This is a genomic window from Marivivens aquimaris, from assembly GCF_015220045.1.
GTDB classification, from domain to species: Bacteria; Pseudomonadota; Alphaproteobacteria; order Rhodobacterales; family Rhodobacteraceae; genus Marivivens; species Marivivens aquimaris.
Genome location: NZ_JADBGB010000001.1, coordinates 1,848,845 through 1,871,578, shown reverse-complemented (window position 1 = coordinate 1,871,578; position 22,734 = coordinate 1,848,845). Strand labels below are relative to the sequence as shown.

18 protein-coding genes are annotated in these 22,734 nt (G+C 59.1%); 11 read left to right on the top strand and 7 right to left on the bottom strand.

The window, feature by feature from the left end; all coding sequences use genetic code 11:
- Nucleotides 1–55: 55 nt before the first annotated feature.
- Genes IF204_RS09235 through IF204_RS09225 form a run of 3 tightly spaced genes read left to right on the top strand, consistent with a single transcriptional unit; the run spans nt 56 to nt 2,631 of the window.
- Complete coding sequence (locus IF204_RS09235) at nt 56–1,501, top strand: cytochrome ubiquinol oxidase subunit I (protein WP_194096416.1); 1,446 nt, start codon at nt 56–58, stop codon at nt 1,499–1,501.
- Nucleotides 1,502–1,504: 3 nt separating this feature from the next.
- Nucleotides 1,505–2,536 carry a cytochrome d ubiquinol oxidase subunit II gene (gene cydB, locus IF204_RS09230; protein ID WP_194096414.1) on the top strand — a complete coding sequence of 344 codons (1,032 nt, stop codon included), beginning with the start codon at nt 1,505–1,507 and terminating at the stop codon, nt 2,534–2,536.
- Nucleotides 2,536–2,631, top strand: a complete 96-nt coding sequence (locus IF204_RS09225; RefSeq protein WP_194096412.1) for a DUF2474 family protein — start codon at nt 2,536–2,538, stop codon at nt 2,629–2,631. The genes cydB and IF204_RS09225 overlap by 1 nt, the downstream gene beginning before the upstream one ends.
- Before the next feature lie 12 nt (nt 2,632–2,643).
- Here the strand turns inward: IF204_RS09225 and IF204_RS09220 are convergent, their stop codons facing one another.
- The 5 genes from IF204_RS09220 to IF204_RS09200 all read right to left on the bottom strand — a co-directional run bounded on the left by IF204_RS09220 (nt 2,644) and on the right by IF204_RS09200 (nt 7,810).
- Complete coding sequence (locus IF204_RS09220; RefSeq protein ID WP_194096410.1) at nt 2,644–3,642, bottom strand: endonuclease/exonuclease/phosphatase family protein; 999 nt, start codon at nt 3,640–3,642, stop codon at nt 2,644–2,646.
- On the bottom strand, nt 3,639–4,682 hold the full coding sequence (locus tag IF204_RS09215) for an ABC transporter ATP-binding protein (protein ID WP_194096409.1): 1,044 nt from the start codon (nt 4,680–4,682) through the stop codon (nt 3,639–3,641). Before IF204_RS09215 ends, IF204_RS09220 begins: the two co-directional genes overlap by 4 nt.
- 12 nt (nt 4,683–4,694) lie before the next feature.
- The gene (locus tag IF204_RS09210; protein ID WP_194096407.1) at nt 4,695–5,546 is read right to left on the bottom strand and encodes an ABC transporter permease subunit; all 852 of its coding nucleotides are present in this window, start codon (nt 5,544–5,546) and stop codon (nt 4,695–4,697) included.
- Nucleotides 5,547–5,554: 8 nt separating this feature from the next.
- Nucleotides 5,555–6,436: an ABC transporter permease subunit gene (locus IF204_RS09205; RefSeq protein ID WP_194096405.1), complete on the bottom strand. Its 882-nt coding sequence runs from the start codon at nt 6,434–6,436 to the stop codon at nt 5,555–5,557.
- A gap of 72 nt (nt 6,437–6,508) precedes the next feature.
- Nucleotides 6,509–7,810, bottom strand: a complete 1,302-nt coding sequence (locus IF204_RS09200) for an extracellular solute-binding protein (RefSeq protein WP_194096403.1) — start codon at nt 7,808–7,810, stop codon at nt 6,509–6,511.
- A 239-nt stretch (nt 7,811–8,049) separates the two neighbouring features.
- Between IF204_RS09200 and IF204_RS09195 the strand changes: the two genes are divergently transcribed.
- Nucleotides 8,050–9,066, top strand: coding sequence for a LacI family DNA-binding transcriptional regulator (locus IF204_RS09195; protein ID WP_194096401.1), 1,017 nt, complete (start codon nt 8,050–8,052; stop codon nt 9,064–9,066).
- Here the strand turns inward: IF204_RS09195 and IF204_RS09190 are convergent.
- Nucleotides 9,026–11,827 (bottom strand): sialate O-acetylesterase, encoded by a 2,802-nt coding sequence (locus tag IF204_RS09190; protein WP_194096399.1) that lies wholly within the window; start codon nt 11,825–11,827, stop codon nt 9,026–9,028. The genes IF204_RS09195 and IF204_RS09190 overlap by 41 nt on opposite strands.
- Nucleotides 11,828–12,256: 429 nt before the next feature.
- Between IF204_RS09190 and IF204_RS09185 the strand changes: the two genes are divergently transcribed.
- The 4 genes from IF204_RS09185 (at nt 12,257) to argE (ending at nt 15,490) form a co-directional block, all read left to right on the top strand.
- Entirely contained in the window at nt 12,257–12,679 is a 423-nt protein-coding gene (locus tag IF204_RS09185; protein WP_194096397.1) for a RidA family protein, read from the top strand.
- On the top strand, nt 12,676–13,350 hold the full coding sequence (locus IF204_RS09180; protein WP_194096396.1) for a DUF1028 domain-containing protein: 675 nt from the start codon (nt 12,676–12,678) through the stop codon (nt 13,348–13,350). Before IF204_RS09185 ends, IF204_RS09180 begins: the two co-directional genes overlap by 4 nt.
- Before the next feature lie 71 nt (nt 13,351–13,421).
- The gene (locus IF204_RS09175) at nt 13,422–14,354 is read left to right on the top strand and encodes a LysR family transcriptional regulator (protein ID WP_194096394.1); all 933 of its coding nucleotides are present in this window, start codon (nt 13,422–13,424) and stop codon (nt 14,352–14,354) included.
- On the top strand, nt 14,354–15,490 hold the full coding sequence (argE, locus tag IF204_RS09170) for an acetylornithine deacetylase (RefSeq protein ID WP_228069136.1): 1,137 nt from the start codon (nt 14,354–14,356) through the stop codon (nt 15,488–15,490). The genes IF204_RS09175 and argE overlap by 1 nt, the downstream gene beginning before the upstream one ends.
- Here the strand turns inward: argE and IF204_RS09165 are convergent.
- Nucleotides 15,483–16,697, bottom strand: coding sequence for a flavin-containing monooxygenase (locus tag IF204_RS09165; protein ID WP_194096390.1), 1,215 nt, complete (start codon nt 16,695–16,697; stop codon nt 15,483–15,485). The genes argE and IF204_RS09165 overlap by 8 nt on opposite strands.
- A gap of 374 nt (nt 16,698–17,071) precedes the next feature.
- On the opposite strand from IF204_RS09165, the gene IF204_RS09160 reads away from it, so the two are divergent.
- The 3 genes from IF204_RS09160 to IF204_RS09150 all read left to right on the top strand — a co-directional run bounded on the left by IF204_RS09160 (nt 17,072) and on the right by IF204_RS09150 (nt 22,711).
- Nucleotides 17,072–20,452, top strand: a complete 3,381-nt coding sequence (locus tag IF204_RS09160; RefSeq protein WP_194096388.1) for an ExeM/NucH family extracellular endonuclease — start codon at nt 17,072–17,074, stop codon at nt 20,450–20,452.
- 172 nt (nt 20,453–20,624) lie between these two features.
- On the top strand, nt 20,625–21,956 hold the full coding sequence (gene hisD / locus IF204_RS09155; protein WP_194096386.1) for a histidinol dehydrogenase: 1,332 nt from the start codon (nt 20,625–20,627) through the stop codon (nt 21,954–21,956).
- On the top strand, nt 21,953–22,711 hold the full coding sequence (locus IF204_RS09150; RefSeq protein WP_194096384.1) for an SDR family NAD(P)-dependent oxidoreductase: 759 nt from the start codon (nt 21,953–21,955) through the stop codon (nt 22,709–22,711). The genes hisD and IF204_RS09150 overlap by 4 nt, the downstream gene beginning before the upstream one ends.
- Nucleotides 22,712–22,734: the final 23 nt, after the last annotated feature.

Here is a 22,734-nt window from a genome sequence, read left to right as displayed (position 1 = left end):
AACAACGCCGCTACTTGGCGTTTCATTCAGAAAATCAGCTAGAGGGCAGAGACGAATGCTCGGTTCCTTCGACGCGGTGCTGCTGGCACGCCTGCAATTCGCCTTTACGGTTTCATTCCACTTCCTGTTTCCCGCCTTCACCATCGGTCTGGCGAGCTATCTGGCGGTGTTGAACGGGCTGTGGCTTTACACGAAAAAGCAGCACTACCTCGACCTCTTCCGCTACTGGATCAAAATCTTCGCGCTCGCCTTTGCGATGGGCGTCGTGTCGGGCATCGTGATGTCCTACCAGTTCGGCACCAACTGGTCGGTGTTTGCGGACAGGGCAGGGCCGGTCATCGGCGCGCCGATGGCCTACGAGGTGCTTTCCGCGTTCTTCCTCGAAGCGGGCTTCCTCGGCATCATGCTCTTTGGCCGCGACCGTGTTGGGCCGACGCTGCATATGGTGGCCTGTCTGGCTGTGGCGTTCGGCACCTTCTTCTCGGCCTTCTGGATTCTTTCGGTCAATTCGTGGATGCAAACGCCTGCAGGTTTCAGCATCGACCCCGATACCAACCAGTTCCTGCCCGAGGACTTCTGGCAGATCGTATTCAACCCGTCCTTCCCGTACCGTCTGGCCCATACTGTCACTGCGGCCTACCTGACCACTGCGTTCATCGTGGGCGGCGTCGGTGCATGGCACCTGCTGCGTTACAAGCGGCGCGGTGATCAGCCGAGCCAAGCGACGAAAACCATGTTTTCCATGGCGATGTGGATGGCGACGATCGTGGCGCCGGTCCAGATTTTTCTTGGCGATGCGCATGGCCTTAATACGATGGAGCACCAGCCGCAGAAGGTCATGGCGATGGAGGGACACTTCGAAAGCCATCCCGAAGGCTGGGCGCCGCTCTACCTCTTTGGCATTCCGAACGAGGAAACGCAGACGCTCGACTATGCTGTCGGCATTCCGGGTGTGTCGTCGCTGATCCTCGGCCATAGCTTTGACGCGCCGATTATGGGCCTCGATAGTATTCCGGACGATGAACAGCCGCCCGTGGCTATCGTCTTCTGGTCCTTCCGCATCATGGTCGCGCTGGGCTTTGCAATGCTGGGCGTGGGCATGTGGTCGCTGTTGGCGCGTTACCGCAAGAGGCTGTACGAAGCGCCATGGCTCCACCGCGCGGCAGTGCTGATGACGCCGTCCGGCCTTGTCGCGGTGCTGGCAGGCTGGGTCACGACAGAGGTCGGCCGCCAGCCCTATACGGTCTACGGACTGCTGCGCACGTCGGACTCTGCGGCCCCTCTAGAGGCAGCTGCTGTGGGCGCGACGCTGGTTGCATTCATCGTCATTTATACGGCGGTCTTCGGGGCAGGCACCTATTACATCCTGCGCCTCATGGGCCATCCGCCGCATACTTCCGAAGCACGTTACAAAGACGTGGTTGACGGCCCGACACGGACGGCGGGCATCACGCCCGTGACCGAAGAGCTCATGCGCCGCCACACGAAAGAGGAGGAGTAAGCCATGCCGATTGCAGAAGGTGTCTCTTTCGACCTGACCCTCGCGTGGGCGATGCTGATCGCGCTGGCGGTTCTGATCTACGTCATCCTCGACGGCTTCGACCTCGGCCTCGGCATGCTGTTCGCAGTTGAAAAGGACCGCAAGAACCGCGATGTGATGATGAACTCCGTCGCGCCTGTGTGGGACGGGAACGAGACGTGGCTGATCCTTGGCGGCGGGGGGCTCTTTGCGGCCTTCCCCTTGGCCTACGCGACGATCCTACCTGCGACGTATATCCCAGTGATTATCATGCTACTCGCATTGATTTTCAGGGGCGTTGCCTTCGAGTTCCGGTGGCGGACCGAACGGTGGAAGCCTGTCTGGGACGCGGCTTTCATCGGCGGCTCGACCCTCGCGGCATTCGCGCAGGGCATGATCCTCGGCGCGCTCCTTCAGGGGCTGGATATCGACAAGGCGACCCGTTCCTACGTCGGCGGCGGTTGGGGGTGGCTGACGCCGTTCAGCTTGTTCGTCGGCCTCGCGGTTGTTTTCGGCTACGCGCTGCTTGGTGCAACGTGGCTCGTGATGAAGACCGAAGGTCCACTGCAAGAACGGATGCGCAAGCGTGCGCGGTTGCTTTCGATCATCACGGTCATCTTCATCGGGCTCGTCAGCATTTGGACCCCGTTCCTCCAAGACGGCTATTTCAGCCGCTGGTTCAGCGGATTTGGCATCGGCCTCGCGGTGCTGGTCGCGCTTGTGACCCTACTAATGCTGGCGCTCCTGCAACTCACGCTCCGCAGTGGCGGCGAGGAAGTCTGGCCGTTCATCATCTCGCTCGCGCTGTTCGCGCTGTGCTTTGTGGGTATGGGCGTGTCGATGTTCCCCTACATCGTACCCACCGAAATTACGATCTACGAGGCTGCTGCGCCGCGCGCGAGCCAGCTCTTCATGATCGTCGGAGCAAGCGTTCTGATCCCGATCATCTTGATCTATACGGGCCTTGCCTATTGGGTTTTCCGCGGCAAAGTCGATCCGGAAAAAGGATATCACTGATGTTCGGCAAGGTCGCTTGGTTCATCGGACTGTGGCTCGCGAGCGTTTCTGCGCTCGGCGTCATTGCCTTTGTCATCCGGCTCTGGATTGCGTGAAAGTGCAGCGCCTCAGGCGCGCTGCACTTTGCAATAGACCGCATCGTGGTCGGACAGCGGGCGCCCTGTTTCGTCCAGCGATGACACCACCCGTTTTTCTAGACAATCAAAGCCGCGTGTAGCGAACCAGTCCAGCTTCATCTGACGGTCTGGGTGCCGCGTGATGAGACTCGGGCGCGTTGTTGGGCCGTCCGCCGTCGCGGTCCACGTGTAGCCGTGCTCCTCGGCCAGTCCGAACAGGGTTTCTTTCTGCCAGTCGAAGTCCGGCGGCATATGGTTGCCGGTGTTCAGATCCCCGCCGATAATAACCGGCATGTCGGGCGCGAATGCATCGACCGCGTCAATGATCTTCTGCATTTGCGCATGACGATGCGGCGCTTGGGCGTTGCTTTCCAAGTGGGTCGAAATCACGCAAACCGGACCGTTATCAGTCGGAACTTCGGCTAAGAGTGCCATTCGCCCACCGATGCGCGGCTGGTCGGGGTCGGCTCCGCAAGCAGGGTCAAACCATTGCCCGTGGTCGTCGAGGCGCAAAAGTTTTACGCGGGTCATGGGCGCCTTGCTCATGATGCCGTTGCCGTGGAAGCCGAGCGTGTTGAAGTCGTCGGTAAAGAACTCCTTCTCCGCATCGCTACCGAGGCTCATCTCAAAGAACTCGACGCCGTAAATCCACTCCATCCCGAGCGCATCTGCCATGTCCTTAGTCGTGTTGCGCTGCGCCGTGCGAGACATGCCGTTGTCGACCTCGGAGAGCAGGACGATATTGGCACCCAGCGAAGCGAGGGTTGCCGCCGTCGCCTCGGGAAAGAGGCAGCGTTCAACGTTCCACGCGACGACATTCACCTGTGCCGGCAGCGTTTGCGCTGATGCTGTGCCGCCTTTCTGAACATCCTGCATTGCGTCCAGAGAGGACATGAATCCGCGATGAGCATCAGCCGTGCGCGGGCTCGCGAGGATGGCCGATTTCTCTGCCTCGGTAATGGGTGTCAGGTTCTCTACGCAGCGTGTCACAGGCGGTTTCCGGTCTGATGGTCGAACAGCGACACGGCGTTATTCTTGATCGCGACGGGGATCGGGCCGTCGCCGATAGCGGTGTCCTTGCCAATCTGCATGGTCAGGGCCTGACCCGCAATGTGGCCGTGCACGAGGCGATGCGCGCCTAGTTCTTCGATGATCGACACGTCGATGCGAAGCTGGCCGCCGACGCTCGGCTCCAGATCCTCGGGGCGGATGCCCACGGTGACGGGACCGGAAACGGCGAGGGCGGTGTTCGTGACAACCGTTTCGCCGACGCGCACCACGCCGCCATCGACGCGACCTTCCAGCAGGTTCATCGGAGGCGCCCCCATGAACGACGCCACAAAGGTCGAGGCGGGGGAGTGGTAGACCTCTGCCGGAGTGCCGATCTGTTCGATGATGCCGCCGTTCATGACGATAATGCGGTCGGCCATTGTCATCGCTTCGATCTGGTCGTGGGTCACGTAGATCGAGGTCACGCCGAGACGGCGCTGGAGGGCTTTGATCTCGATCCGCATCTGGTTGCGCAGCTTGGCGTCGAGGTTGGACAGCGGTTCGTCGAACAGGAACAGCGAAGGGTCACGCACGATCGCGCGGCCCATGGCAACACGCTGACGCTGACCACCCGAGAGTTGCGACGGCTTACGGTCGAGGTATTCGGTCAGGTTCAGCATGGTCGCCGCCTCCTGCACCTTTGCCTCAATGGTGGATTTGTCGATCTTGCGGTTCTTGAGGCCGTAGCCGATGTTCTTGCGCACCGTCATGTGCGGGTAGAGCGCGTAGTTCTGGAACACCATCGCGATGTCGCGGTCGGCGGGATCGACTTTGTTGACCTGACGGTCGCCGATTTTCAGCGCGCCTTCGCTGATATCCTCAAGACCTGCGATCATGCGCAGCATGGTGGATTTGCCGCAGCCTGAAGGGCCGACCAGCACGACGAACTCGCCGTCGGCGATGTCGTAGGAGGCGGGTTTCACGGCTTCGAAACCGTTGGGATAGACCTTGCGGACGTTGTCGAGAGTAACCTGAGCCATTCTGTCAGCTCCTTATTTATCGGATTCCGTCAGGCCCTTCACGAACCAGGACTGGAAGAAAATGACGATGAGGACGGGCGGAAGGATCGCGATGATCGCGAGCAGGTTCGCGCGGCCGTACTCGGGGACGTTGGTGTTGTCGATCGACTGGGTGATCTGCTTGATGCCGCGCACGAGGGTGAACATGTCTTCCTCGGTCGTTATCATGGTGGGCCAGAGGTACTGGTTCCAGCCGTAGACGAACATGATGATGAACATCGCCGCGATCATCGTGCGCGACAGCGGCACGAGGATGTCGATGAAGAACTTGATCGGACCGGCACCGTCGATGCGTGCGGCCTCGACCAGTTCCTCGGGCACAGAACGGAAGAACTGGCGGAAGAAGAACGTCGCGGTGGCGGATGCAATCAGCGGAATGATGAGGCCCTGATAGGTGTTCAGCATCCCCAGCTTCTGCACGATCTCGTAGGACGGCAGAATGCGCACTTCGAGCGGCAGCAGAAGCGTAGTGAAGATGATCCAGAACGCCATCGTGGCGAAGGGCAGGCGGAAATAAACGATGGCGTAAGCGGCCATCATGCCGACGATGATCTTGCCGAAGGCAAAGCCGAAGCCGAGGATCATTGAGTTATAGAGCATCCGCACGCCGGTATTGGCACCGCTGAAGCCGTCCGCTTGGAACATCGCCTTTTCGAAGTTCACCGGAAGCTGGTCCCCGAAGACAAGGCCGGGGCCGTTCTTGATCGTCTCGATGTCTGGCGTCGATGCCATCTGAACCAGCATGACGATCGGCAGGATCATGATCAGCGACCCGATGATGAGCACCGTATGGTCGAGGATCGTCTCTAATTTGATACGTTTCATGACTGTCCTCAGGTGTAGTGGATGCGGCGTTCGACCATGCGGAACTGGAACACGGTCATGGCGAGAACGAGGACCATCAGCACCACCGACTGCGCCGACGACCCGCCAAGGTCATTGCCGCGGAAGCCGTCGACGTAGACCTTGTAGACCAGTGTGAGCGGGTTGTTTCCGGGCTCGCCGCGGACAAGCACGTCGATCACGCCGAATGTGTCGAACATCGCGTAGGTGATGTTGGTGATCAGAAGGAAGAAACCGGTCGGGGCCAACAGCGGGAAGGTGATATCCCAGAAGCGGCTCGATGCCGAGCGGTTGTCGATCAGGGCGGCTTCGCGAACCGAACGGGGGATCGACTGGAGGCCGGAGAGAAAGAAGATAAAGTTGACCGGAAGCTGCTTCCAGACCGACACGACGACCATCGCGAAAGCGGTGTCGTAGTAGTTCACGCCAAGGCGAAAGTCGTAGCCGAGGAGGGCAAAAAACTCGGTCGCCGGGCCCCAGCTTTGGTCGAACATGATGACGCCGAGCACACCTGCGACCGGCGGAGCGACGGCGTAGACCCACATCAGCAGCGTGCGGTAGGTTTTCGCGCCGCGCAGCACCTTGTCTGCCTTCACGGCCAAGAGAAGCGATATGCCGAGCGAGAAGAACGTCACGAGCACAACGAAGAACAACGTAAACCACGCGGAGCGCATGTAGGCGGAGGACTTGAACAGCGAGGCGTAGTTCTTGAGGCCGACGAAGGTCTCTCCGAACCCGAAGGGGTCTTGGAGGAAAAACGACGACCGAACCGCGTGCCACGCAGGCCAGTAGAAAAAGATAACGATGATGAGCAGCTGCGGCAAAAGCAGCATGATCGGCAACCACCGTGTGGAGAAACCGGCGCGCTTCATAAGGCCCCCTTGGTCGTAATGGATAGCGGCCGCCTGATGGCGACCGCTGGACACTCTCGGAGATGGAGAGAGTTACTGCTGGGTCATCGCGAAGCGCGACAGCAGATCGTTGGCTTCGGTTTCGATGGTCGCGAATGCGTCATCAACCGAGGTCTCGTCGGTGAGGATGCGGCCGAATTCACGGTTCATCACGTCACGGATCTGGACGTAGAAGCCCATGCGGTAACCGGCAGTGTTCTCACCAGCGGGCAGCGAAAGCTGCTGGATGCCAACTTCGGCAGCGGGGAAGCGGTCATAGTGGCCGTCTTCTTTTGCCATCTCGTAGGCAGCTTCGGTGATCGGCACGTAGCCGGTTTCACGGTGCCACATGTACTGGACTTCCGGCGAGGTGAGGTACTCGAAGAAGGCCGCGGTAGCAGCGTCTTCTTCGTCCGACTTGCCCGACATAGCGAACAGAGATGCGCCGCCGATAAAGGTCTGGGTCGGCTCGGTGGTGATGGACTCCCAGTAGGGCAGGTAGGTTGCCGAGAATTCGAACGGCAGGTCTTTGGCCATCAGGCCGCCGAACGAACCCGACGAGCCGAGCCAGATAGCGACTTTGCCTTCTTCGAACGGGGTCTGGTTGTCGTCCCAGCTTGCGCCGTACCAGTTGTAGTAACCCTCATCGAGCCACTCTTTGACGTTGGTCCAGTGCATCTTGATCTCGTCCGAGTTCACGAGGATCTCGGTGTCAGCACCGTCATAACCGTTGTTGTTGGTCGCAAACGGCAGGTTATGACGCGAGAAGAAGTTCTCGACCCAGATCCACGGGGAGTGCGACTGCGAGAGCGGGATGTAGCCTGCTTCGACGAGTGCCGGAGCGGTGGTGTTCTCGAACTCTTCCCAGGTCTTCGGCGCTTCGACGCCAGCTTCTTCGAGAGCGGTCTCGTTGAAGTACATGATCGGCGAGGACGAGTTGAACGGCATACCGATCATCTTGCCTTCGCTGTCAGCATAGAAGTAGCGAACGCCCGAGATGTAGTCTTCGATGTCGAAGTCGACGCCATTGTCGATCATCAGATCCTGAACCGGAACGGTTGCGCCCTTGGCGCCGATGACGGTAGCGGCGCCAGCGTCGAAGACCTGAAGGATGTTCGGCTGTTCGCCAGCACGGAATGCCGCGATGCCAGCGGTCAGGGCTTCCTCGTAGGTGCCTTTGAAGACCGGAGTGATCTGGTAGTCGTCCTGGCTTGCGTTGAAGTCGGTCGCAATCTGGTTGACCGTGTCACCCAGCGCGCCGCCCATGGCGTGCCAGAAAGTGATTTCGGTTTGAGCGAAAGAAGCATTGGCCGCGAGCGACAGTGCGAGGGCCGAAACGAAAGAAATGCGCTTCATAGTCCTGTTCCAATCATGAGCGCCTGAATAGGCGTTTGGGTTGGTTTGCCCTCCCGATCGTCGGCAGGGCGCGAAACTCGTATGTCGGCGGATGGGGCCGACGCTTTGCACTTCGGGCATCGCCTCTTCGCGAATCTTGCCAGAATGTGCACACGTGTTCATATAGATGATGCACGTAACGAGTATGTGTCGGTAATTTTGACTAAGCAATAAAATTTCACCTATAGCGGGAAACAGCAATGAATAGCCCTCGACAGAGAACCCGCCGTGCCACGGCGGCCGATGTCGCCAGACTGGCGGGTGTGTCCCGTTCTGCGGTCTCGCGGGCCTTTACTGAAGGCGCTTACCTCGATGCGGAAAAGCGGGAGCGCATTCTGCGTGCGGCCGAGGATATCGGGTATCGCCCCAACGCTCTCGCCGCGGGGTTGCAAGGGCGGCAATCCAACCTCGTTGCGATCTTCGTGGGCGATATGCCGAACCAGTATGACAAGGAAGCCGCCGCACGCTTGGCGACCGGTCTGAACGCTGCAGGAAAGTGGCCGATCATGATTGGCGGCAGCGACGCGGTTGCTCACGAGGCCGCTTCGCGTGTGCTCAGTTTTCCGTTGGAGGCCATGATCTTACGGTCAGGCAGCCTCGGCGCGGATGTGGCCGCGACCTGCATCAAAATGGGCGTGCCAGTGATTTCGTCCGGACGGATCATCGAGCAGGACGGTGTCGACAACATCTGTGTCCGCAACCGTGAAGGAATGCGGGAGGGCGTGGCTCACCTCATCAAAGGCGGCTGTCACCGGGTCGCGTACATCGGCGGGCCAACGTCGTTCTCGTCTGCGCCTGAACGCAGGGCAGGGTGCCTCGATGCGCTGGGCGGTCTGGAACTGATTGCGGAATGCGAGGGGCGTTACACGATGGAAAGCGGATACGACGCGGCCCGCGCTTTGTTGAAAGAGCACAGTCCGGACGCACTCGTTTGTGCGAATGATGCCATGGCGCTGGGCGCAATGACTTACTTGCGTGATTCGGGTGTGCGTATCCCCGATGACATCGCTCTTATCGGCTTTGATGATATCGAAATGTCAGGCTGGCCTGCATTCGACCTGACAACAATCCGGAACCCGATCGACGACATGGTCGCGGCGATTACAGAACTTCTGCACCGCCGCGCCGTGGACCCAGCCAAAGACGGCGAGGTCATACTGCTCGACACAAAACTGGTTACGCGATCGTCGAGTCGTAGGCTGCTGCCTGATCGGTGAACTGGAACATATCCGAAGTGAGTTCATTGCTCTGGATGCCCCAGATGATCACGCGGTCGTCGCCGACATTGACGATGACACGGTTGTTCGTCGTGTCGTCCTGTAGCGTCGCGGTGGCCATCAGGGTGTCGTAGTCGTCGATACCGTCGAACAGAACGACGACGCTGTCGCCCTCGGCCGCCGCGAAATCGCGGATCTGGTTGGTTTCGTCACCATCGGCAAACACGAACATGTCCGCGCCCGCATCACCGTAGGCTTGGTCGTTGCCCGACCCAAAGATGATGTAGTCGTCACCCGCACCGCCGAACAGACGGTCGATATCAGCGCCGCCGTCCAGCATGTCGTTACCGCCTTCGCCGTAAAGCCAGTCGATACCTTCGTAGCCGCGAATGATGTTGTCGCCTGCGTTGCCTTCAATGTTATTGTTGAGAGCATTGCCGTTGGCGTCAAATTCCGCCTCGCCATCAAAGTAGATGCGTAGAATGTCGTCGGACATGTTGAATGTCAGGCCCATGCTGCTGTCACCCTTGATGTGCAGCGAGTCCGTGTCGATGTAGACGCCACCCATCTGCTCCCACATGTTCAAGCTCAGAATCTCCATCCCGCGGTGCGAGGATGCGTCATCCAGTGCGGAACGCAGGCTGAGGTATTCACCGCGCAGGCTGGTGTAAGTGCTGTCGTCATACATCACGACGGTCGGCGCGGATTCTTCAACGGTGAGGTTGTAAACAACGGTTTCGCTGTCCAGCTCGCCGTCCGAAGCGAAGAGGTGCACTTCGTAGTCGCCTGCATCCGCGAGGGTCGGGTCGATGGTCAGTTTGTCGCCGTCAATCTCGCCAAAGTAGTGACCACGCGAGCCGTTCGCTCCGTAGATGTGAACGTAATAGCTCAGGGCATCGCCTTCGGCATCCGAGAAGCCATCACTCAGGTAGATGCTGTCCGAATAGCCTTCGCCGATGGTCCAGTACTGGTTGTCGAGCGCCATGGTCTGACCCGGGCTCGGATCGGGATCACCCCACATGTAGGTGTCTTCGCTGTTGTCTTCCGGCGTGATGTCGAACACCGGAGCCGTGTCGCCGGTTGCGGTGCTGCCGGGGTTCTCACGCTCGGCCAGAATGTCCATGTAGGCGTCGAAATAGCGGTGGCCGAATTCGACCAGACCTGCGCCGTCAAAATGGATGTTGTTCGTGCCGAAGGTGGTGATACCGACCGAGGACACGAAGCCGAGGTTCGGGTCGGTCTCGGTCGTCTCGATGTTCTGGAGCGCTTCGTTCATATGGTAGTTGTCGCCCTGACGCGACAGTTCACCGGCAAGGAACGCGAGGTCATCTCCGCCCCACTCGGTGGCGCGAACCTGTGCAACGAACTCCATGAATTCCTGTTCGTACTGCGCAGGGTCCATGGTGAAGTCGGACTCGCCCTGATGCCAGACGAAGAGGTCGGCTTTGTCCTGATCGATAGCGGTCAGCGCGTTCTCGACGTCGGTGTTCAGGTCACGCCACAGCGCACCTGCTTCGGGATCGGCCTCGTCTTCGTTCCACATGGACATCGTGGTGCCCGGAACAGCATGGGTCACAACGAGAACGGGACGGTCGAGCTCGGCTGCCAGATCATTGGCGAGCGGGAAGTAGAGGTTGTTGTAAGTCGTGCCTTCGGGCTTGATGCCCGTGCCGCCAGCAGGGGCCGCATCGTAGTCGGCCACAACGATTTCGCCGTTGATGTAATCGTAGGCCATCACGTTCGGGTCGATGGTCGTGTCGCCGCCTTGGCCCGAGCCGAACATGTTCGACTGGCCGCCAGCCACGAGGACGAAGTAGTCGGGCGACCACCACCGACCGTTGCTGTCCTGATATTTGTAGTCGGCGTGGAGCGGTTCGTCGTCGCGCAAAATGTACGTCGTACCTGCGATGTTGACCTCGGTCGCGCTGGTATCAAGGCCGGTGTCGAGGAACTCTGCAAACGTGTCGAAGCTGCCGCCGTTGATGGTGGTGTCTGCTTCGGTCACGAAGGTCGTCGACGCTTGGACATCGGCGAGCGAGGTGTTCTGCACGATAATCTGGGCCGTGCCCTCCTTGATTGTGACGTGGCCGCTGGCCTCCGTCACGGCGCCTGCTGCCATCAGATCGTCGAAGGAGGTGTAGGTGCCTTCAAGTTCGATGGTGTCGCCTTCGGTTGCGTCGTAATCTTTGATGTAGGACTTGCCGTTGGCATCCAGTGCGAAGTGGAACGTGTCAGCACCATCTTCGCCATAAAGGAAATCGGTGCCGTCACCCGCGAAGAGGTGGTCGTCGCCGTCGCCGCCGTTCAGAATGTCCGAACCGTCGCCGCCAAAGAGGCTGTCATTGTCCTGATTGCCGAACAGGCGGTCATTACCGTCACCGCCGACGAGAACGTCATCACCGCTACGACCGACGAGACTGATGCCGCCATCCCCTGCGGTCATCGTGTTGTCGCCGTTGCTACCGTAGAATTTGCCGTTCGTGTCGCCACCGATGATGGTGGAGTTGCCGTCGCCTTCGAGGCGGAAATCGGTGATGCCTTCGGCAAGGCGGAAAATGTCACCTTCTTGGCTATTGATGAACATCAAATCGTCATATTCGATGTCCACGATGCCAAGAGGTTCGTAGTCTGCCGGAAAGCGGAGTGCGTAACCGGTCTGGAGGGCGGCCTTCGCTTCGTCGTAGGTTTCAAAAACGCCTGCGACTGTCTGCGAGGCAAAGTCCGAGTAGACGACAAAATAGTCGTGGGTGGCTGGAAGCAAAATCATCTCCGAGATGTAAAAAGCGTGCGAGAAATTCGCGTTTAAAAATCAACCGTAAAGAATGTCGGTTCTCTAACTTTAGGTTGTATCGACCCGCTGGCAACGTCTTTCAGGGTGCGCATTCAAACTTCAGCATGTGCGCATTTGTTGGTTGGACTTTGGTCCTGTGTGCGAAAGTCCAACATAGCAAGGCTTTCGAACCTTGCACTTCACACGTGTACTAGATGGGAAAAATCTCTCGCGTCATAGTGATGTTTTCACGACTTTCCATGTGCGCCCGTCATGCTAAAAGCCTCACACGAAACGCAGATTACTCATTTGTTAGCCGTGGGCTAACTTGATTTGAGGCAAAGCGTTATTCCCTCACACATGCTGAAATGACATCGCATCTGTTGGTGCGAGTGGCCATTAGTCATTCGAGGGTGGGATATGAAACATAAACGAATTCGTCCTTTCAACACGAAGGACACCTATCCGGAGCAGAATCTGGATAACGACCTTGCGCAGGCTGTCGTCACGCGCGGAGGGCAAACCGTCTGGATGCGCGGGCAATGTCCGCAGAACCTCGACGATGCGAAAAACATCGAGAGCCACGATCCGGTCGAACAGACCCATAAGGTCATGCAGAACATCCGTCAGCTGATCGAAGAGGCGGGCGGAGAGATGGAGCATCTCGTAAAGGTGGTTGTCTATATTACTGACGTCCGCCACCGCGAGGCCGTCTACCGGACGATGGGCGAGTACATCAAAGGCGTGCATCCTGTCTCGACCGGGCTGGTTGTGTCGGCCCTAGCGCGGCCCGAATGGCTGGTCGAAATCGATGCGACCGCAGTGATCCCGGATCCGCTATGACATTCTCGATCGTTGCGCGCTGCGCAGAAACAGGGATGTTCGGCGTTGGCATCTCGTCCTCTTCTCCGGCTGTTGCGGCCCGCTGTGCTTTTGCACGGGCGGGGGTCGGGGCAGTCGCAACCCAGAACATCACCGATCCACGTCTGGGACCTCTGGCGCTGAGCCACATGCAGCGCGGATTGGGCGCTGAAGCCGCTATCGAGGAAGTCCGCAAATTCGGTCGTAATATCGAGTTCCGACAGGTGCTCGCCATCGGCTCTGACGGCAGCGCTTTTGTGCATTCGGGCGAAGAAGCATTGGGTATCTTCGGCCATGCCATTGGGACGGACGTCGCCGCTGGTGGCAATCTGCTGGAAAACGCGGATATCCCTGCCGCAATGGTTTCGGCGTTCGAGCAGTCCGAGGGCCACTTGGGCGACCGCATCCTCACCGCGCTTCTCGCGGCGCGTGATGCCGGAGGCGAGGCCGGCCCCGTCCATTCCGCAGGCATTCTGCTGGTTGATAAGCAAAGTTGGCCCTATGCGGAACTGCGTTGTGATTGGACAGAGGGATGTCCGATCGACAATGTGAAAGCGGCGTGGGACGTCTACAAGCCGCAAGCTGACGATTACGTCACGCGTGCCCTCGATCCGACCGTTGCTCCGTCTTATGGCGTGCCGGGCGATGAATAGTTATAGTTGATTTATTTACGATTTTCGCTCAACTGTTAGTAAGGTTGGGCCTCTTGATTGGGAAAATTTGAATGCTGAGATTTACGATCCGGCAGCTTGAGTACTTTGTTGCCGTTGGCGACTGCGGAAGCGTGACGCTAGCTGCGGAAAGAGTAAACGTATCAGCACCTTCGGTCAGTTCAGCGATATCTCAGCTCGAGGCGGAATTGGGTCTGCCTCTGTTTGTGCGCAGGCATGCGCAGGGTTTGTCACTGACCACCGCTGGGAAGGCGCTTTTCGCGCAAGCACAGGTGGTGCTGCGCGAGGCAGACAAGATGCTGCACATCGCTGGCGACATCAGCGGCGAAATGCGCGGTCCCCTCACCGTCGGCGGAATGGTCAGCTTTGCGCAGGTCGTGCTGCCCGCGATGCGCCGCGCCTATGAGGCTGTCGCGCCAGAGGTAAAATTCTCCCAGATCGAACTGGACCAGAACGGTATTTTCTCCGCACTCCGACGGGCGGAGATCGACATTGCCGTCAGCTATGATCTCGGTATTCCACCCGATATGGATTTCATCCCGCTGATCGGGATGCCCGCTTATGTCATGGTCGCCGGTGACAGTCCGCTTGCGTCACGCACTAGCGTCGCGCCAGAAGAGCTCGTGTGGCTGCCGATGGTGCTGCTCGATCTGCCGTATAGCGCCGAATATTTCCTGTCGTTTTTCGGTCACCTCGCGGAGCGTCCGACCATTGTCGAGCGCACCCGCGATATCGCTGTTCTGCGTAGCCTCGTGGGTCATGACTTCGGTTTTGGCCTCGTGAATATGCGGCCGCTGAACGATCTTTCGCCCGACGGAAAGCCGCTGGCATTCGTGCCGCTGGAAACGGATCTGCCCACATTGCAGATGGGTCTTTCGATGATGAAGGGCGCGGACAGCACGCAGGTGGTCAAGCACTTCGTCAACTTCGCCAAGGAATGGACGACCGAAGGCCGTATGCCGCGCGTGATGCCGGAGAAGAAGTAATGGACACCATCGCGCTGCTCGAAAAACTCATCGCGTTCGAGACGGTCAGTGCGAAGTCCAACTTGCCTCTGATCGACTTTGTGGATGAATACCTGAAGTCGCGTGGATGGACGGTCGACCGGATCGAAGATGGCGAAAAGGCGGGACTGTTCTGCACCCTCGGACCTATCGCATCGGGCGGCATCATCCTGTCCGCCCATTCCGACGTCGTGCCGACAGATGGCCAGATCTGGACCAAAGAGGCGTTCCAAGCGACGAGGCAGGACGGCCGGATTTACGGACGCGGCGCAACGGATATGAAGGGCTTTCTCGCCGCCATGCTCGCGCTCGCTGGCCGCTTGAAAGCAGAAGACCTGCAGGCGCCGCTGATGTTCTCCATCTCCTACGACGAGGAAATCGGCTGCGTCGGGATGCAGAACATGATCGCCTACCTGCCGGATCATTTCAAAAGTGCTGCGCTTTGCATTGTTGGCGAGCCGACCGAGATGAAAGTGGCCATAGGTCATAAAGGTAAATCGGCATTAAGGGCGGTGTGCACGGGACAGGCGGGGCATAGCTCGCTCGCACCGAAGTTCGTCAACGCGGTGCAAGTCGCGGCTGCCTTTGCGCGTGAGTTGGATGTGGTCCAAACCCGCATGGCCGACAGGGGCGCTCACGACGAAGCCTACGACATTCCCTATTCGACGTTCCATGTTGGCAGCATTACCGGCGGCTCTGCGTTGAATATCGTGCCTGATCGGGCGGAGGTTCTTTTTGAATTCCGCCATCTCGCCGCTGACAAACCCGAAGACCTGTTGTCATCGATAGACGCCGCCGCGGCAAAGGCGCTCGCCGGTTTCAAGAACGGCGCGGGTATCGAGATCGAGGTTTTCAACAGCTACCCCGGATTTGACGCGGCCCCCGAAAGCGTTGGCGTCCAGCGCGCCTTTGCGCTCGCGGAAAATGCCAAACCTTTCAAAGTCGCATTCGGCACAGAGGCGGGCTTCTTTGCCCAGCTCGGCGTTCCGACCGTGGTCTGCGGTCCGGGATCGATGAGCGCGCAGGGCCACAAGCCGGACGAGTACATCGAGGAAAGCCAGCTCGCCGCCTGCGATGACATGTTGGGCCGCGTTCTGGAGGCGTTGCGGCTCAGCTAGTTGCGATGTGGTCTGCGACGAATTTCGCGTCGTGCCAGACACCCCAGATGAATGACGATCCCCGACGCGAAAGCCACGGTAGGCCGAGGTAGTAGATGCCATCGACGGCCCCGATGCCGCGGTGGTGCAACGGCTTTCCATCGGCAAGCGCGCCATCGACTTGGAGCCAGCTGAAATCCTGCGTGTAGCCGGTCGCCCAAATGACTGTGCCGATGTCCTCCTCGCTTAGCGACAGCGTACGGATCGGATTGGTCGCCGCAGCAGGCAGCGGGCCGATATCGTGCGCTTCGGGTTCCGGCGGCAAATTCAGACTGTGATCGGCGACATAGGCGTCGGCTTCACGCAATACCGAAAGGTAGTTTGCATCGCCGTTTCGAATATTCTCGGCGAGGTCATCGGCAAACCGCACCTCGTCACCTTCGCATTCGTCGGTACGTCCGACGAGGGTGAAATCGAGCTCCGCCAGTTTGCGGAAATCGACCGTGTGACCGCCGTTCGCACCGCTGACAGCGATGGTCACATGCGCGCGGCCCGCACCTGGTGTGGTCATATCCCATTTGCCAAGCACGCCCAGCCACCAGACGAAATCCTTTCCGCGATAGCTGCGGGGCGGGCGATCATGCGGGCCAACCGACAGGAATACTTTTCGGCCCGCACGGGCCAGTTCTTCGGCAATCTGGACGCCAGAAGAGCCTGCGCCGATCACCATGACCGCACCTTCCGCTAGCTCGGCGGGATTGCGGTAGGCGGCGGAGTGAATCTGATGAACCGCGCCGGAGTGAATGAGGTCAGGAAAGACAGGCTTCTGGAACGGTCCGGTGGCCGCGATCACATGGCGCGCTTGGTAGGTGTTCTTGGAGGTTTCGACGATGAAATATTCGCCGTCTTTCGTAACGCGCAGTACCTCGACACCGGAACGGATCGGGGCATCGAAACGCGCGGCATACTCTTCGAAATACCGCACGACTTCGTCCTTGCCGGGGAAGCCGTTGGCGGACGTCTCGGGGAAGATCATATTCGGAAAGCGATCATGCCAAGCAGGACCGTTAGCGACCAGCGAGTCCCAGCGGCCAGTGCGCCACTTCTCCGCGATGCGGTCCTTTTCCAGCACGATATGCGGGATGTCGTGGGCCGTCAGGTGTTCGGACGCGGCGATGCCCGCCTGTCCGGCGCCAATGACAACGGTATCGATAGTGCGCGTATTCATTGTCGCTCCAGTCCCCTCAACATAGGGGGTCACTCATCCTATACGATCCGCAGAAAATCACGGGAACAACGGTTTGGCTAACCCGAGATTGGGGCGAGGCTAAATTTTCCGCCTGACCGGCGTTTCTGCCGAGCGCGGCGCACCAAGCAAAAGTTGAATCGCAGACCAGAATCTAGGTTCTGCGGTGTGGATTTTGGGATCGGAACTTTCGTTCTCTGTCCAATTTCAGCCTTAATAACGAGCTAACTTTGCGTCACCTTCGCGTAAAAAGTTAACCATTTGTTAAAATTCTCGTCAGTTTAAGCAGAGTGTTAAGCGCAAGTTACAAACTTCCTTAACGTGTGCTGATGACCAAGCTCATTTTGGAGACAACTATGTTCGCATTTCCGGCCTTTGGTGCTCTTTCATCGTTCAATCGTTACAAGAATTTCCTCCCGACACTCGAAATTGGCTCGCGCGGTGATGACACCTTCTACAGCAATGGCGGAACACAGTTCTTTATCGGCCAAAGGGGTGACGACACGCTGGTGATTGATGGGGCGATGGAGGACTACGATTTCCTCTCGACCTTCCGTCCGCACAAGTGGGCAGGCTCGCCGCTCGCGCTGCTGTCGGGCACTAATGCGCTGGGTCAGAGCGAGACGATCACTATCGTTGGCGTCGAGCAGATTTTCTTCGCGGGCGATGATTACACCCTCTACCTCGACGGTCGGAACAACGAAGTGCTGGCCGCTGACGATAGCGTAGCCGCCGTTGAAGACGTCGTGCTCCAGATCGATGTTGCCGATCTGCTGGTGAATGACTTCGACGCCGACGGTGATGTGCTGAGCGTCTCGTCGGTTGCCGCGACCAGCCAACTTGGCGCGTCGGTCACTATTGAAAACGGCCTGATTACCTACCTGACCGGCGATGCGATGAATGCGCTGGCCGAGGGCGAGGTTGTCACCGATACCTTCGTTTACACCGTCACTGACGGCTATGGCAGCGAAGTCACCGCCACCGTTTCTGTCGAAGTCACGGGCACCAACGACGCGCCGGTTGTGACTGTTGCGCCGTCGGTTGATGTCGCCGAGAACCAGACTGCAGTGGCAACCGCTGCGGCCACCGATGTGGACGGCGACACTGTCACTTGGAGCCTTTCGGGCGACGATGCTGCCAACTTCTCGATCAACGCGGACGGTGAGATTTCGTTCATTGACGCGCCGGATTACGAGACCGACCCGACGAGCTACAACCTGACCGTAACCGCGACCGATGAAGCAGGCGGCACGTCCAGCGAGGACCTGACTGTCAACGTCACCGATGTTGTCGAGGCCGATCCGACCCCGCGTATCAACGAAATTCACTACGACAACGTCGGAACCGATACGGGCGAATTTTACGAAGTTCGCGTCGGCGCGGGAGCAGATGTCTCGAACCTTTATGTCCAGCTGTATAACGGTAGTAACGGATCGTCGTACGATCTTAAGGTCATGTCAAATGCGACCAAAACGAGCGACGGCACCTACGACTACTATGTCATGGAAATAAGCGGTATCCAGAACGGTACTAACAATGGCTCCGGTGCAGCCGATGGCATTGCGCTCGCTCAAAACGGCGAATTGATTGAATTTCTATCGTACGAAGGCACCATGACGGGCGGGTTTGGATATGCCTTTGGGGTCACCTCGACCGATATCGGCGTTGCCGAAGACAGCTCGACGCCCATCGGCTATTCGCTTCAGCGCCTGGACGACGGCACCTGGGCCGAGGCTGCCCCTGAAACCAAGGGTTACGCCACCGGCGCAGAGCCCGAAGAGCCGCCGGTCGACAACGAGATCGTGCTGATTTCGACCATTCAGGGCGACGGTTACGCGTCTGGCATGACCGGCCAGACCGTGACCGTGTCGGCTGTTGTGACCCAGATCACCAACAACGGTTTCTTCGTGCAGGAAGAGGACATTGACGCGGACGGCAATGCGCTGACCTCGGAAGGTGTCTTCGTCTATACTGGCGGCGGCGAAGCTGTCGAAATCGGCAACCTTGTCGAAGTTACCGGCGCAGTCGAGGAGTACTTCGGCCTCACCCAGATCCGCGCGAATGATGTTGTCGTGATCGAGCAGGCCGCGATGACGCCGGAGTATGTCGACCTTTATCTGACCCCGACTGAGGCGCTTTCGCTTGAACAGTACGAAGGCATGTTGGTCGAAGTTCACTCGGGCACCGAAGACGCGCTGACAATCATCGAGAACTACAACCTCGCACGTTATGGCGAGATCGTGGTTTCGGCAGGCACCCAGATGCAGCCGACGCAGCTCTATGATGCACAGACCCAGCAGGCCGAGATCGAGGCACTGAACGAAGCCAACGGTAACAACCGTCTGATCCTCGAAGACAACACCACCTCGCAGAACCCCGACCAGTTCACCTATCTGCCTGGCGGAGCAGGGGACAATGGCAACGGTTACCTCGATAACGGCGACGACTTTGGCGACGACGGCTCGACCATCCGCCTCGGCGCGGAAATGGATAGCGCGAAGGGCGTCATCAACTACGCCTACGGCGATTACCGTCTGAACGTCACCGAAACGTTGGAGCTCGATCCGGCAACCAACGAAGGCGCCCGTGAGGATGCGCCGTCGGATGTTGGCGGTACGCTTCAGGTCGCGTCGTACAACGTGCTCAACTACTTCACTACCATCGACGTTACGGGTGCAGGCACCGGTCCTGATGGCACACTTGATCCGCGCGGTGCGGACACCGCTTCGGAATTCGAACGCCAGTCGAGCAAGATCGTCCAAGGCATCCTTGGCACCGGCGCTGAAGTTCTGGCACTGCAAGAAATCGAGAACAACGGCTTCGGCGAGGGCTCGGCCATCGACACGCTGGTCGGTCAGATCAATGCTGAAGGCGGCACCAACTTTGCCTACGTGAACCCGCTGGCAGAAGGCGAAACCCACGTCGGTACTGATGCCATCATGACCGGCATCATCTACAACGCCGACGAAGTCACGCTCGTTCATGCCGAGTACCTCGTTTATGAGGAAAGCTCTGCCGATCCGACCTACGCCATCGCGGGCGAGATCGCGGACACGCTGGGCGTCAAGTTCGACGACTACGACCGCAACCGTCCGTCCACCGCTGCGACCTTCATCGACAATGCAACAGGCGAAGAGTTCACCGTCGTTTCGTCGCACTTCAAATCGAAAGGCGACAGCGGGCTGGCCAATGTGGTCGACGCAGCCAAGGCGCACATCGCCAGCGGCGGCACCGACATCACTCAGGAGCAACTCGACGCGCTGCTCGCTGATCCGAACGTGGATCAGGGCGACGGTCAGGGTTACTGGAACGCGGTGCGGACCGATGCGGCGATTGAACTGGGGAACTGGATCACCACCGATTACAACGGCACCGGCGCGACCAACGTCATCATGATGGGCGACATGAACGCCTACGCGCAGGAAGATCCGGTGCAGGCGCTCGGCACTGACTTCAATGACCTTGTCGATGAGTTCATCGGTCAGGATCAGGCGTACTCCTATGTCTTTGACGGAATGCAGGGTTCGCTCGATCAGGGTCTCGCGGATGACGAACTGATGGCGCATGTCACGGGCGTCACAGAGTGGCACATCAACGCGGACGAGCCGGGTCTCATCGGCTACGACGACACCTTCACTGACTCGGCCTTCTACAACGATGGCGTCTACGGCAGCTCGGACCACGATCCGCTGATCGTCGGTCTGGACTTCGGCACTGCGGACACCTTCCTGTTCTAGGCTGACCGAAATCCCATAAAAACAGGCCCGCCGGAATGTCGAATTCCGGCGGGCCTTGTCGTTTTCAGGGTCATTTTGAATACGAATGCAAAAATCACTTGCGAGACTCGCATTCTCCACATAACGCTATTGCAATCGTATTCAAAATATTCAGACGACGGGAGAGACGGCTTTGGCCATTACCTACCTGAAAAAGGGCAAACCGGAGGCCGAGCGCCAGTCGGACGACGCAGCGGTCCGCAACACGGTCGAAAACACGCTGGCCGAAATCGAGAAGCGCGGCGACGCCGCCGTTCGCGAACTGGCCGCCAAGTTCGACAACTACACGCCCGAGAGCTTTCGCTTGTCCCAAGAGCAGATCGACGAACTGATCTCGACCCTGACCGAACAGGAAATCGCGGACATCAAGTTCGCTCAGGAACAGGTTGTCACCTTCGCCAAGGCGCAGCGCGCGTCCATGACCGATATCGAAGTCGAAACGCTTCCGGGCGTGATCCTCGGTCACAAGAACATCCCCGTGCAGTCGGTCGGCTGCTACGTCCCGGGCGGTAAATTCCCGATGGTCGCTTCGGCCCACATGTCGGTTGCAACGGCCAAGGTTGCTGGCGTGCCTCGCATCGTGGCCTGCACGCCGCCGTTCAAAGGCGAGCCGAACGCAGCCGTGATCGCGGCCATGTACTTCGGCGGCGCAGATGAAATCTACGTTCTCGGCGGTATTCAGGCGATCGGCGCGATGGCGCTGGGCACCGAAACCATCGAGCCGGTTCACATGCTGGTCGGTCCGGGCAATGCATTCGTCGCCGAAGCCAAGCGCCAGTTGTTTGGCCGTGTTGGTATCGACCTTTTCGCAGGTCCGACCGAAACCATGGTCATTGCGGACGACACCGTCGATGCGGAGCTTTGCGCGACCGACCTTCTGGGTCAGGCAGAGCACGGCTACAATTCGCCCGCCGTTCTGCTGACCAACAGCAAGTCGCTGGCCGAAGACACGCTGGCCGAGATCGAGCGCCTGCTCGCCATTCTGCCGACCGCCGACACAGCCCGCAAAAGCTGGGAAGACTATGGTGAAGTCATCGTCTGCGACAGCTATGACGAAATGCTTCAGGTCGCTGACGATATCGCCTCCGAGCACGTTCAGGTCATGACCGACCGCGACGACTGGTTCCTTGAAAACATGACCTGCTACGGCGCGCTGTTCCTCGGTCCGCGCACCAACGTTGCTAACGGTGACAAGGTGATCGGCACCAACCACACGCTGCCGACCAAGAAAGCTGGTCGCTATACGGGTGGCCTCTGGGTCGGTAAGTTCCTGAAAACCCACAGCTACCAGAAGGTCACGACCGACGAGGCCGCCGCACGTATCGGCGCTTACGGCTCGCGTCTGTGCATGCTCGAAGGTTTCGCAGGACACGCTGAACAGTGCAACGTCCGTGTCCGTCGCTATGGCGGCGTGAACGTGCCTTACGCCGAAGCGGCTCCGGTTCTGCAAGAGGCCGCCGAATGAACTTGCCGCAAACACCATCGTTCCGACTGGACGGAAAGCGCGCTCTCGTGACGGGAGCGTCATCGGGCATCGGTCTGGCCTGTGCGGTGGCGCTTGCGGAGGCTGGAGCGGAGGTGACTTGCGTCGCCCGCCGCGAAGGTCCGCTCGAGGAGGCGGTGTCGCAGATCCGCGCACACGGATGGGACGCATACTCCCGCGTCTGCGACATCGCCGACCTCGACGCTCAGGCAGAACTCTTTGACGTTCCTTTCGATGTCGTTGTGAACGCTGCGGGCATGGCCCGCCACACTCCTGCGCTCGCGACGACGCCGGCAGACTATGATGCCGTGATGAACGTCAACGTGCGGGCCGCCTATTTCCTTTCGACCAACGCAGCCAGAGCGTTGGAGGCAGCAGGAAAGGGCGGCTCGATCATTCATATCTCTAGTCAGATGGGCCATGTCGGCGGGCCGGATCGCGCGGTCTACTGCGCGTCCAAGCACGCCATCGAAGGCATGACCAAGGCTATGGCGCTCGAATTCGGCCCGTCGGGTATTCGCATGAACACGGTCTGTCCGACGTTCATCCGCACGCCACTGACCGAAGCCACATTCGCAGATCCCGAACGTTTCGCATGGATCACCGAGAATATCGCTCTCGGCCGTGTGGGCGAACTGTCGGACATGATGGGCGCCGTTCTTTTCCTCGCCACGCCCGCATCGGCGCTGGTCACGGGAACCTCACTCAAGGTCGACGGCGGCTGGACCGCTCGCTGACCGCATAACAAAGAAAGACTCGC